The following is a 12,052-nucleotide window of genomic DNA, read 5'->3' on the forward strand; positions in this document are numbered from 1 at the left end:
GTGCCGGACACAGGGCTATTTTGCGACAAGCAAAAAAATCTGGCGAAAGGTTGTTCAAAAATCCACCAGTCCCGGTATGATCGCGCGCCCTGATGCACACGCTGGTAACAACCGATGATGAAGCCCAACCTGATCGCCGCCGCGGAAATCGATCGCCTCGATACCTGGGCCAAGTACTCTGCCCCAATGTGCGGCTCGTGCATGTCCAGCTGCTGCACGCTGCCGGTCGAAGTCAAGATCAAGGATCTGATCCGTATCGGCATCGTCGACGAATTCGAACTGGGCGATCCACCCAAGAACATCGCCAAGCGCTTGCAGAAGGAAGGGATTGTCGAGCGCTACAACCAGAAGTCCGAGATCTTCACCCTCCAGCGCATGAGCAACAACGATTGCCTGTACCTGGATCGTAAAAGCCGTTTGTGCACTATTTATGATAAGCGCCCGGACACCTGCCGCAACCACCCGAAGATCGGACCGCGGCCAGGGTATTGCGCGTACAAGCCTAAAGAAGTGGTGCGCGAGAACAGCAGCTCCAGCCGCACCCTCGAAAAGTTTTAAAGCCGCCTCGATCCCCGTAGCAGCTGTCGAGCCCCAGCGAGGCTGCGTTCGGCAGCGCAGCAGTCGCAGGCCTGAAAACACGATTTATATGATGCACCGCAGCGTTTGATTTCACGACTGCTGCGCAGTCGAACGCAGCCTCGCAAGCTCGGCAGCTGCTACAGCCAGACAAACAAAAACGCCCCCGGCCTTTCGACCGGGGGCGTTTTCATTCAGCCTGAGTTAACTCAGTTCTTGGCTTTCTTGGCAGCGCGGGTACGCTCGCCTTCGTCCAGGATCTTCTTACGCAGGCGGATCGACTTAGGAGTCACTTCGCACAATTCATCGTCCTGGATGAATTCCAGGGCCTGTTCCAGGGTGAAGCGAACAGGCGGAACCAGGGCGATGGTTTCGTCTTTACCCGAAGCACGCATGTTGTCGAGCTTCTTGCCTTTGGTTGGGTTGACGCCCATGTCGTTGTCACGGCTGTTCAGACCAACGATCTGACCGTTGTAGATCTCTTGACCGTGTTCAACGAACAGCTTGCCACGCGCCTGCAGGGTTTCCAGGGAATAGGTCAGCGCCTTGCCGGTTTCTACCGATACCAGAACACCGTTCTGACGACCGGACATGTCGCCGGACTTCATGGTGTCGTAGCGATCGAAGATCGAGGTCAGGATGCCAGCACCGTTGGTCAGGGTCAGGAACTGGTTACGGAAACCGATCAGACCGCGAGCAGGGATGTTGTATTCCAGACGAACACGGCCTTTGCCATCCGGCACCATGTTGGTCAGGTCGCCTTTACGCAGGCCCATCTCTTCCATGACCTTGCCCTGAGATTCTTCAGGGGTGTCGATGGTTACGTTTTCGAACGGTTCCTGCTTCACGCCGTCAACTTGACGGATGATCACTTCCGGACGACCAACGCCCATTTCGAAGCCTTCGCGACGCATGGTTTCGATCAGTACCGAGAGGTGCAGCTCACCACGGCCGGAAACCTTGAACTTGTCAGCCGAGTCGCCTTCTTCAACGCGCAGTGCAACGTTGTACAGCAGCTCTTTGTCCAGACGCTCCTTGATGTTACGGGAAGTCACGAACTTGCCTTCTTTACCGCAGAAAGGCGAGTCGTTTACCTGGAAGGTCATGGAAACGGTTGGCTCGTCAACGGTCAGAGGCTTCATCGCCTCGACGTTGTCCGGCTGGCACAGGGTGTCGGAGATGAACAGCGAGTCCATACCGCTCACGCACACGATGTCACCGGCAAACGCTTCTTCAACGTCGATACGGTGCAGGCCGTGGTGACCCATCAGCTTCAGGATACGACCGTTACGCTTCTTGCCGTCGGCGCCAATGGCCACGACTGGAGTGTTCGGCTTGACGCTACCACGAGCGATACGGCCAACACCGATAACACCCAGGAAGCTGTTGTAGTCCAGTGCCGAGATTTGCATCTGGAACGGGCCTTCACGGTCAACTTTAGGAGCCGGTACGTTGTCGACGATCGACTGGTACAACGGGGTCATGTCTTCAGCCATGTCGGTGTGGTCCAGACCGGCGATGCCGTTCAGGGCCGAGGCGTAGACGACTTTGAAGTCCAGCTGTTCTTCGGTAGCACCCAGGTTGTCGAACAGGTCGAAGATCTGGTCCAGAACCCAGTCCGGACGCGCGCCTGGACGGTCAACCTTGTTGATGCACACGATTGGACGCAGGCCGGCTTCGAACGCCTTCTTGGTCACGAAACGGGTTTGCGGCATAGGGCCGTCTTGAGCGTCAACCAGCAGCAGAACGGAGTCGACCATCGACATTACGCGTTCAACTTCGCCGCCGAAGTCGGCGTGGCCCGGGGTGTCCACGATGTTGATGTGGTAGCCGTTCCAGTTGATGGCAGTGTTTTTCGCCAGAATGGTAATACCGCGCTCTTTCTCCTGGTCGTTGGAGTCCATCACGCGCTCGTCGTTGAGCTCGTTGCGCTCCAGGGTGCCGGATTGACGCAAGAGTTTGTCTACCAGGGTGGTTTTACCATGGTCAACGTGGGCAATGATGGCGATGTTGCGTAGATTTTCGATCACTTGTGTATCTCGATCAGAGGATTCGGTGTGCTGACAAGTCTTGGCAGCGATTGACAGTAGTGTCCGGCATGGCCGTTACAGCTTGACGGCGGTGTCGGGGGGCCGGTGACGCAGGCCACAGGCAAACAGCCCCGGGCACTTAGCTCGGTCGATAAACGCGCACATTGGCATGCCCCTCACTGAGCAAATGGTGGGCATGCAGGCGACTCATCACGCCTTTGTCGCAATACAGCAGGTACTGGCGAGTAGGGTCCAGTTCCTTGAAACGAGCGTTCAGTGCATAAAACGGCATCGTTTGTACCTCAATGCCAGGAAGCTCCAGCGGGTCGTCTTCGGCGGCATCCGGGTGACGGATGTCGATGATGATCTGGCCCGCCAGCGCTTCGCTGACTTCTTCAATCTGCAAGTCCTGGCCCAATTCGTCGATCACCCGATCGATCGGCACCAGTTTGGCGTTTTCGAGCGCACGCTCGAGCACCGCCATGTCGAATTCTTTCTCTTCGTGTTCAACGCGGTAGCGCTTGGCCGCGGTTTTCGGATTGACCGAGATGACCCCGCAGTACTCCGGCATGTGCCGGGCGAAATCGGCGGTGCCGATCTCGTTGGCCGTGTCGATGATGTCCTGCTTGTGGCTGGCGATCAGCGGGCGCAGCACCAGTTTATCGGTCACGCAGTCGATCACCGACAGGTTCGGCAGCGTCTGGCTCGATACCTGGGAGATCGCTTCGCCGGTGACCAGCGCATCGATGTGCAGCCGGTCAGCGATACTGGACGCGGCGCGTAACATCATACGCTTCAATACGACGCCCATATGACTGTTATCGACTTTGCCGAGAATCTCGCCCAGCACTTCCTCGAACGGCACACTGACAAATAACACGCGCTGGGAGCTGCCGTACTTCTTCCAGATGAAATGCGCGACTTCCATGACGCCCAATTCGTGGGCACGTCCGCCCAGGTTGAAGAAGCAGAAGTGGCTCATCAGGCCGCGGCGCATGATCTGGTAGGCCGCCACGGTCGAGTCGAAGCCGCCGGACATCAGCACCAGCGTCTGCTCCAGGGCGCCGAGCGGATAACCGCCGATGCCGTTGTGCTGGCTGTGGATCACGAACAACCGTTGGTCGCGAACTTCGATGCGCACTTCGATTTCGGGCTTTTTCAGATCGATCCCGGCGGCACCGCACTGGCGGCGCAACTGGCTGCCGACATATTTCTCGATGTCTATCGAACTGAATGGGTGCTTGCCCGCACGCTTGCAGCGCACCGAGAAAATCTTCCCGGCCAGCGCATCGCCATAGTGCTGCTTGCACTTCTCGACGATGTCGTCGAAGTCGCCCAACGGGTACTCGTCGATCTGCAAAAAGTGCGCGATGCCCGGCGTGCAAGTCAGGCGCTCGCCCATCTCTTTCAGGACCTTGGGGTCGCTGACGCGGGTTTCCAGCTCGAGATTGTCCCACACACCGTTCACCACCACGGCCGGGTCCAGATCGCGGAGCACGGTACGGATGTTTTTGGCCAACTGGCGGATGAAACGCATCCGTACCGGGCGGCTCTTGATGGTGATCTCGGGGAAGACTTTTACGATTAGTTTCATGAAAACAGCGCGCGCAGGGCCAGCCGAAAAAGGGGGGCGCGGATTATAGCGGAAATTGCTCAAGGTTTAACCAGTTAATGTGCAGAAGGTTTTGAGCGCACCAAAACAGGTCATTTATGGAATCCGACGCTACATTACAGGGCGAGATTTTGCGCTTTATGGTGCGCCGCCCCCTTATAAGCGTGATATTGGGGCAAAAAACCCATGATGAGGCACTGGCATGCAATTTGCTCCCTTGTGAGGCAGGTTGCCATGGCAGAGTATTCGCGCCGGCATCACCCACATATAAGGGCATCCACTACTAGCCCTAAGCCACCCGGAGGACACTATGTCGAAGTCGGTTCAACTCATCAAAGATCATGACGTCAAGTGGATTGATCTGCGCTTCACGGACACCAAAGGCACTCAGCACCACGTGACCATGCCGGCTCGCGATGCGCTGGATGAAGCTTTCTTCGAAGAAGGCAAAATGTTCGACGGTTCCTCCATCGCTGGCTGGAAAGGCATCGAAGCTTCCGACATGATCCTGATGCCGGACGACAGCACTGCCGTTCTCGACCCGTTCACCGAAGAGCCTACCCTGATCCTGGTTTGCGACGTGATCGAGCCTTCGACCATGCAAGGCTACGACCGTGACCCACGGGCGATCGCCAAGCGTGCCGAGGAATACCTGAAGTCGACCGGTATCGGCGACACCGTATTTGTGGGTCCAGAGCCTGAGTTCTTCATCTTCGACGAAGTGAAGTTCAAGTCCGACATCTCCGGCTCCATGTTCAAAATCTTCTCCGAACAAGGTTCGTGGATGTCCGACCAGGACGTGGAAGGCGGCAACAAAGGCCACCGTCCAGGCGTCAAAGGCGGCTACTTCCCGGTTCCGCCGTTCGACCACGACCACGAAATCCGTACCTCCATGTGCAACGCCATGGAAGAAATGGGCCTGGTCATCGAAGTTCACCACCACGAAGTGGCGACTGCCGGTCAGAACGAAATCGGCGTGAAGTTCAACACCCTGGTTGCCAAGGCTGACGAAGTTCAGACCCTGAAATACTGCGTACACAACGTAGCTGACGCATACGGCCGCACCGCGACCTTCATGCCTAAGCCGCTGTACGGCGACAACGGTTCGGGTATGCACGTTCACCTGTCCATCGCCAAAGATGGCAAGAACACCTTCGCTGGCGAAGGCTATGCCGGCCTGTCCGACACCGCTCTGTACTTCATCGGCGGTATCATCAAGCACGGTAAGGCTCTGAACGGCTTCACCAACCCGTCGACCAACTCCTACAAGCGTCTGGTCCCAGGTTTCGAAGCTCCAGTGATGCTGGCGTACTCGGCTCGCAACCGTTCCGCTTCGATCCGTATTCCTTACGTGTCCAGCCCTCGCGCTCGCCGTATCGAAGCCCGTTTCCCGGATCCAGCAGCTAACCCGTACCTGGGCTTCGCTGCACTGTTGATGGCTGGCCTGGACGGCATCCAGAACAAGATCCACCCTGGCGACGCAGCTGACAAAAACCTGTACGACCTGCCGCCTGAAGAGGCGAAAGAGATCCCACAAGTTTGCGGCAGCCTGAAAGAAGCCCTGGAAGAGCTGGACAAAGGTCGTGCGTTCCTGACCAAAGGCGGCGTTTTCAGCGACGACTTCATCGACGCTTACATCGCTCTGAAAAGCGAAGAAGAAATCAAGGTTCGTACCTTCGTACACCCACTGGAATATGAGCTGTACTACAGCTGCTGATCCGGTAGCGCCGCGTCACGCGGCGTGACAAAAGAGAGGCCTCCTTCGGGAGGCCTTTTTTGTGGGCGAACGTCTGTCATCGGATGCCCGGTTGCGTGCATCATGCCCGTCATCCGATAAAGCCGAGATCTCCCATGCGCCTACGCCCATGCCTTGCCTTGCTCACTGCCTTGCTGGCCAACAGCGCCTTTGCCAGCCCGGCACCTGCCGCCCTCGCCCCACTGCTTGGCACCATCGAGGAGCGCTTGGCGATTGCCGATCAAGTCGCGTTGAGCAAATGGGACAGCGGTAAGCCCGTCGAGGACCGTCAGCGCGAGCGTGAGGTGATTGCCGGCGCCGTTGCCCTGGCACCTGCTTATAAATTGAGCAACGAAGCCGTCGAACAGTTCTTCTCGGCGCAGATCGAGGCCAACAAACTGGTGCAATACGCGCATTTGTCTGACTGGCATGCGCAAGGCAAGGCTCCCAACGACCCTCGCCCCGACCTCGTCGGGCAGATCCGCCCGCAACTTGATCAGTTACAAAAACGCCTGCTGCAACAACTGGCCGATTTCAGCCCTTATCGCAACGACCCACAGTGCCCGTCCTGGCTGGCCAAGGCCAATAAAACCGGCACCCAAGTATCTCTGCGCGAGCTCGCCAAGGTACGCGCCAGCGCTGAGTTGTGCAGCGCCAGCCGCTGAGCCGGCCTGCCGACATGCGCTGATGTGCTCTATGCTCAGCGCTTAGTCGCCACGAACGGAACAGGGCCGGACACTTGCCCAACGGCCAATGGAAGCCTGCAATGCGCTCATTGTTGTTATGCCTGCTCGTACTGATCGCCCTGCCCGCGGCCGCGCAGATCTATAAGTACACCGACGCCAATGGCAACACCGCCTACAGCAATCAGCCGCCCGACGGCGTCAAAGCCCGGCCGGTCGAATTGCCACCGCTCAACAGCGTCGAGCGCCAGTCGCCAAGCGAGCCGGTAGCACCTGCGCAAGCCAGTAGCCGTGACCAACCGCACAGCGCCTATCAGGTGCTGGAGCTGAGCGGCCTGCCCTCCGAAGAAGCCTTGCGCGCCAACAACGGCACGTTCACCGTCAGCGTATTGATCAATCCACGCCTGCAAGGCACTCATCGATTGAGGCTGTTACTGGACGGTCAACCCTACGGCCAGCCGAGCAACGTGCCGACCCTGCAACTGGTGAACATCGACCGTGGCGAACATAACCTTGCGGTTCAGGTGATCGACGGGCAAAACGTCGTGCAACAGAGCCCCACCGTGACGCTCACCGTCCAACGAGTGCATAAACCTTGAGGGCCTGGCTGTTGATCGCGTGCCTGGTCAGCCTGCCGGCGATGGCCGAAGTCTTCACATATATCGACGCTCAGGGCAATCGGGTCTTCACCGATCAGCCGGGCACCCGCAACGCCAAACGTGTGCCGTTGGCGACAAGCAATCGAATGTCAGCCAACCCGAGTGGCGCAGCGCCCATGACCGCTGCGAAAACAAACCCGGCCAAACCACTGTTTCATTACGACATGCTTCGGGTGCTGGTGCCGGAACCGGATGCCACGATCCGTAGCAGTGCCGGTGAATTGATCGTCAGCGTTACCAGCGAACCCGGCCTGCAACAGGGTCATCGTTACCGTTTGCTGCTGGACGGCCAGCCCACCGCCGAGCCCGGCCCCAGCCCGGTGTTCGCCCTGAGCAATATCGACCGCGGCAGTCACAACCTGTCGGTGGAAATCCTCGACGAACAGGGCCGCACCGTCGAACGCACGGCCAATCAACCGTTCCATATGCTGCGCATCTCCCTGGCGCAGAAACGCCAGGTCAAACCCTGCACCCTCACCGACTACGGCCAACGGCCGGAATGCCCCCTTAAAGACAAGCCTGAAGAAGAAAAAAGCGCCTTCTTGCCCTTCTTCTAACCTCGTTCAGGTTTGCGCACTATATTGGTGCAAACATCTGCACCATACCCACATCTCAGCCCATTTTGGTTCGAAAGTACTCGAAAAAACTGGCAGAACGCCATGCAAACGAGCGTAAAACGCCCGTTTCAGGCTCTAAACGCTTCTTTTCGGAGCCTTGGTTTGGTTTTTGCATTTTCCTCATACCGGCGCGTTATTCATGCGCATGCCCTGCTCCAAAAGAGGTCCTGATGACCATTAGCGACGCACTACACCGCTTGCTACTCGACAACCTGACCACCGCCACCATCCTGCTCGACGCCGAACTGCGCCTCGAGTACATGAACCCGGCGGCGGAAATGCTCCTGGCCATCAGCGGCCAGCGTAGCCATGGGCAGTTCATCAGTGAGTTGTTCACCGAGTCCACCGAAGCGCTGAACTCCCTGCGCCAGGCAGTCGAGCAGGCACACCCGTTCACCAAGCGCGAAGCGATGCTCACCGCCCTCACCGGCCAGACCTTGACCGTCGACTACGCCGTGACGCCAATCCTGAGCAATGGCGACACGATGCTGCTGCTGGAGGTTCATCCTCGCGACCGCCTCCTGCGGATCACCAAGGAAGAGGCGCAACTGTCGAAGCAGGAAACCAGCAAAATGCTGGTGCGTGGCCTCGCCCACGAGATCAAGAACCCTCTCGGCGGCATTCGTGGCGCGGCTCAGTTGCTCGCCCGTGAGTTGCCGGAAGAAAGCCTGCGCGATTACACCAACGTGATCATTGAAGAAGCCGATCGCCTGCGCAATCTGGTGGATCGCATGCTCGGCTCCAACAAGCTGCCGTCGCTGGCCATGTGCAATGTCCACGAAGTGCTGGAGCGTGTGTGTCAGTTGGTGGAGGCCGAAAGTCAGGGTTGCATCACTTTGGTGCGCGACTACGACCCAAGCATTCCGGATGTCTTGATTGATCGCGAACAGATGATTCAAGCCGTGCTGAATATCGTGCGCAACGCGATGCAGGCCATCAGCAGCCAGAACGAGCTGCGCCTTGGCCGCATCAGCTTGCGTACCCGCGCCATGCGCCAGTTCACCATCGGCCACGTGCGCCATCGCCTGGTGACCAAGATCGAAATCATCGACAACGGCCCGGGGATCCCCGCCGAGCTGCAGGAAACCATCTTCTTCCCCATGGTCAGCGGCCGCCCGGACGGTACCGGGCTGGGCCTGGCCATTACCCAGAACATCATCAGCCAGCACCAGGGCCTGATCGAATGTGACAGCCATCCAGGCCACACCACGTTCTCGATCTTTCTGCCACTGGAACAAGGAGCCACATCGACATGAGCCGTAGTGAAACCGTGTGGATCGTCGATGACGACCGTTCTATCCGTTGGGTCCTGGAAAAAGCCTTGCAACAGGAAGGCATGACCACCCAAAGCTTCGACAGCGCCGATGGCGTGATGAGTCGCCTGGCGCGCCAGCAGCCGGACGTGATCATCTCCGACATTCGCATGCCGGGTGCCAGCGGCCTGGACCTTCTGGCGCGGATTCGCGAACAACACCCACGGCTGCCAGTCATCATCATGACTGCCCACTCCGACCTGGACAGCGCTGTCGCGTCCTATCAGGGCGGCGCGTTCGAATACCTGCCCAAGCCGTTCGACGTCGACGAAGCCGTTTCCCTGGTCAAGCGCGCCAATCAACACGCTCAGGAACAACAAGGGCTGGAAGTCGTCCCGACACTGACCCGCACCCCGGAAATCATCGGCGAAGCACCGGCGATGCAGGAAGTGTTTCGCGCCATCGGGCGCTTGAGTCACTCCAACATCACCGTGCTGATCAACGGCGAATCCGGCACCGGTAAAGAGCTGGTGGCCCACGCCCTGCACCGTCACAGCCCAAGGGCGGCCTCGCCGTTCATTGCACTGAACATGGCGGCGATCCCCAAGGACCTGATGGAGTCCGAACTGTTCGGCCACGAAAAAGGCGCATTCACCGGCGCGGCCAACCTGCGTCGCGGGCGCTTCGAACAGGCCGACGGCGGCACGCTGTTCCTCGATGAAATCGGCGACATGCCGGCGGACACCCAGACTCGTTTGCTGCGGGTACTGGCGGACGGCGAGTTTTACCGCGTCGGCGGTCATGTGCCGGTGAAGGTCGATGTACGCATCATCGCCGCGACTCACCAGAATCTGGAAACCCTGGTGCATGCCGGAAAATTCCGTGAGGACTTGTTCCACCGCCTCAACGTGATCCGCATCCACATTCCACGGCTGTCGGACCGTCGCGAAGACATCCCGACCCTGGCCAAGCACTTCCTCAGCCGCGCCGCGCAAGAACTGGCGGTGGAACCGAAACTGCTGAAAAGCGAAACCGAGGAATACCTGAAAAACCTGCCATGGCCAGGCAACGTGCGTCAGCTGGAGAACACCTGCCGCTGGATCACCGTGATGGCTTCAGGTCGCGAAGTGCACATCAGCGACCTGCCGCCGGAGCTGCTGAGCCTGCCGCAGGATTCAGCACCGGTAACCAATTGGGAGCAGGCCCTGCGCCAGTGGGCCGACCAGGCTTTGGCACGTGGCCAATCGAGCCTGCTCGACAGCGCCGTACCGGCCTTCGAGCGGATCATGATCGAAACCGCCCTCAAACACACCGCCGGCCGCCGCCGCGACGCCGCCGTACTGCTGGGCTGGGGGCGCAATACCTTGACGCGCAAAATCAAGGAATTGGGGATGAAGGTCGATGGTGGGGATGATGATGAAGGGGATGAGGGTTAATCCCTTCACCTGATCATTCCCACGCTCCCGCGTGGGAATGATCATCGCCCCTCCGTGCACCGCCGCAATGCACCGTGAACCGCAATCGCGCACGGCATCTACTTTGAAATCCTCGATTTATCCGTAACAAAACCCGAACTGCAAAAACACAAAAGCCCCGGAATACGGGGCTTTCAGCACTACTCAGCGACTTTTCGTTTCAACATATTAAAAACTGGCACGCCCCCTGCAATAGTCCAATCAGTGATTCGATTCACTACCCAGTTTCGGGGACCTTGGTACAGGCAGGCCGGGGATTCCCCTCTTTACACCGGGCTCACACCGCAACAGCGACGAGCCCCCCGTTTTGGGGTCCTTGGTACAGGCAGGCCGGGGATTCCCTCTTTACACCGGGCTCACGACGCAATGCGCGAGCCCTCCCGTTTTGGGAACCTTGGTACAGGCAGGCCGGGGATTCCCTCTTTTATTGCTCTCGGAGATGGATCTCCAGCCGCCAGCGGTCATCGACCTTGCTACCGGCCCAGCCGCCTTGCAGGGGCCGGGCCGCCACCACCGTCAGCAACAATCCCCCATCACTCAATCGCGTTCGCCAGTTCACGTCCTTGCCGTTGAGCTTGAGCTGACCTTTCTGTGCACGGCCTTCAGCCTCGAACAACAGCGCGACACTGCCGTCGACCAACTCGCCGTGGGTTTTGGGTTCGTTGTTGAACCACACCACCAGTCCATCATTGGTCACCTCGACCTGCTGCAAAACGCTGGGGTCAGGCGCTGTCAGACGACCGATCATCAGGCCCACCATCACCCCGACAATCGCCAGTGAACCCATCACCCGCAGGAATAGTTTCGAACGGGGATCGGCTTGCGGCGTAGAATGCTGCTCATCTTTACCTTCGGAGCCGTGCATGTTTCACGTCATCCTTTTCCAACCAGAAATTCCGCCGAATACCGGCAACGTTATCAGGCTGTGCGCCAACAGTGGCTGCCACCTGCATTTGATCGAACCGCTGGGCTTCGAGATGGACGACAAGCGCCTGCGCCGGGCGGGCCTCGACTACCATGAGTATGCCACTCTGCAACGCCACGCAGACCTCGCCAGCTGTCTGGAAAGCCTTGGTTATCCTCGGCTGTTCGCCTTCACCACCAAGGGCTCGCGGCCGTTTCACGACGCCAGCTTCGCCGAGGGCGATGCCTTCCTGTTCGGTCCGGAAAGCCGTGGCTTGCCAGCCGAAGTGCTCGAAGCCCTGCCCGGCGAACAACGCCTGCGCCTGCCCATGCGCGAAGGCTGTCGCAGCCTGAACCTGTCCAACACCGTGGCCATCGCGGTGTACGAAGCCTGGCGCCAGCTCGGGTTCAAGTAAGAGACACGCCCTCCGTAGGAGCTGCCGAAGGGGGGCGTATTTTTTTTTTTTTTTTTTATATAAAAAAATAGCAGCCAAAGTGTCTTAATAACA

11 protein-coding genes are annotated in these 12,052 nt (G+C 58.7%); 8 read left to right on the plus strand and 3 right to left on the minus strand.

The genetic code is table 11. The annotated features are described in order from the left end of the window. Window positions 1-117 precede the first annotated feature (117 nt). Entirely contained in the window at window positions 118-558 is a 441-nt protein-coding gene (locus ACCC96_RS13345; RefSeq protein ID WP_258674128.1) for a YkgJ family cysteine cluster protein, read from the plus strand. 227 nt (window positions 559-785) lie between these two features. Here ACCC96_RS13345 and typA read toward each other — a convergent pair whose 3' ends face one another. Beyond that, window positions 786-2,606 carry a translational GTPase TypA gene (gene typA, locus ACCC96_RS13350; protein WP_008028025.1) on the minus strand — a complete coding sequence of 607 codons (1,821 nt, stop codon included), beginning with the start codon at window positions 2,604-2,606 and terminating at the stop codon, window positions 786-788. 139 nt (window positions 2,607-2,745) lie between these two features. Continuing rightward, window positions 2,746-4,200, minus strand: a complete 1,455-nt coding sequence (thiI, locus tag ACCC96_RS13355) for a tRNA uracil 4-sulfurtransferase ThiI (protein WP_258672044.1) — start codon at window positions 4,198-4,200, stop codon at window positions 2,746-2,748. A gap of 328 nt (window positions 4,201-4,528) precedes the next feature. On the opposite strand from thiI, the gene glnA reads away from it, so the two are divergent. From glnA to ntrC, 6 genes are all read left to right on the plus strand, one after another. Beyond that, window positions 4,529-5,935: a glutamate--ammonia ligase gene (gene glnA / locus ACCC96_RS13360; RefSeq protein ID WP_258619145.1), complete on the plus strand. Its 1,407-nt coding sequence runs from the start codon at window positions 4,529-4,531 to the stop codon at window positions 5,933-5,935. A gap of 134 nt (window positions 5,936-6,069) precedes the next feature. Beyond that, on the plus strand, window positions 6,070-6,618 hold the full coding sequence (locus ACCC96_RS13365; protein WP_019650817.1) for a chorismate mutase: 549 nt from the start codon (window positions 6,070-6,072) through the stop codon (window positions 6,616-6,618). Between the two features lie 101 nt (window positions 6,619-6,719). Continuing rightward, window positions 6,720-7,235, plus strand: a complete 516-nt coding sequence (locus ACCC96_RS13370; protein ID WP_413696057.1) for a DUF4124 domain-containing protein — start codon at window positions 6,720-6,722, stop codon at window positions 7,233-7,235. Then, window positions 7,232-7,852 carry a DUF4124 domain-containing protein gene (locus ACCC96_RS13375; protein WP_019650819.1) on the plus strand — a complete coding sequence of 207 codons (621 nt, stop codon included), beginning with the start codon at window positions 7,232-7,234 and terminating at the stop codon, window positions 7,850-7,852. The genes ACCC96_RS13370 and ACCC96_RS13375 overlap by 4 nt, the downstream gene beginning before the upstream one ends. A 230-nt stretch (window positions 7,853-8,082) precedes the next feature. Continuing rightward, window positions 8,083-9,168: a nitrogen regulation protein NR(II) gene (gene glnL / locus ACCC96_RS13380; RefSeq protein ID WP_018929201.1), complete on the plus strand. Its 1,086-nt coding sequence runs from the start codon at window positions 8,083-8,085 to the stop codon at window positions 9,166-9,168. After that, complete coding sequence (gene ntrC / locus ACCC96_RS13385; RefSeq protein ID WP_018929202.1) at window positions 9,165-10,601, plus strand: nitrogen regulation protein NR(I); 1,437 nt, start codon at window positions 9,165-9,167, stop codon at window positions 10,599-10,601. Before glnL ends, ntrC begins: the two co-directional genes overlap by 4 nt. A gap of 463 nt (window positions 10,602-11,064) precedes the next feature. On the opposite strand, the gene ACCC96_RS13390 is transcribed toward ntrC, so the two are convergent. After that, entirely contained in the window at window positions 11,065-11,505 is a 441-nt protein-coding gene (locus tag ACCC96_RS13390; protein WP_413696058.1) for a hypothetical protein, read from the minus strand. On the opposite strand from ACCC96_RS13390, the gene ACCC96_RS13395 reads away from it, so the two are divergent. Continuing rightward, window positions 11,504-11,959, plus strand: a complete 456-nt coding sequence (locus tag ACCC96_RS13395; protein WP_413696059.1) for a tRNA (cytidine(34)-2'-O)-methyltransferase — start codon at window positions 11,504-11,506, stop codon at window positions 11,957-11,959. The genes ACCC96_RS13390 and ACCC96_RS13395 overlap by 2 nt on opposite strands. Window positions 11,960-12,052 lie beyond the last annotated feature (93 nt).

It is taken from the genome of Pseudomonas sp. Pseusp11 (assembly GCF_047304405.1).
In the GTDB taxonomy this organism is placed as follows: domain Bacteria; phylum Pseudomonadota; class Gammaproteobacteria; order Pseudomonadales; family Pseudomonadaceae; genus Aquipseudomonas.

What these genes read in the sequence shown, in the direction of transcription:
- ACCC96_RS13345 (WP_258674128.1), top strand. Translation starts at nt 118, where the DNA reads ATGAAGCCCAACCTGATCGCCGCCGCGGAAATCGATCGCCTCGATACC.
- thiI (WP_258672044.1), bottom strand. Translation starts at nt 4,200, where the DNA reads ATGAAACTAATCGTAAAAGTCTTCCCCGAGATCACCATCAAGAGCCGC.
- glnA (WP_258619145.1), top strand. Translation starts at nt 4,529, where the DNA reads ATGTCGAAGTCGGTTCAACTCATCAAAGATCATGACGTCAAGTGGATT.
- ACCC96_RS13365 (WP_019650817.1), top strand. Translation starts at nt 6,070, where the DNA reads ATGCGCCTACGCCCATGCCTTGCCTTGCTCACTGCCTTGCTGGCCAAC.
- ACCC96_RS13370 (WP_413696057.1), top strand. Translation starts at nt 6,720, where the DNA reads ATGCGCTCATTGTTGTTATGCCTGCTCGTACTGATCGCCCTGCCCGCG.
- glnL (WP_018929201.1), top strand. Translation starts at nt 8,083, where the DNA reads ATGACCATTAGCGACGCACTACACCGCTTGCTACTCGACAACCTGACC.
- ntrC (WP_018929202.1), top strand. Translation starts at nt 9,165, where the DNA reads ATGAGCCGTAGTGAAACCGTGTGGATCGTCGATGACGACCGTTCTATC.
- ACCC96_RS13395 (WP_413696059.1), top strand. Translation starts at nt 11,504, where the DNA reads ATGTTTCACGTCATCCTTTTCCAACCAGAAATTCCGCCGAATACCGGC.
- ACCC96_RS13390 (WP_413696058.1), bottom strand. Translation starts at nt 11,505, where the DNA reads ATGCACGGCTCCGAAGGTAAAGATGAGCAGCATTCTACGCCGCAAGCC.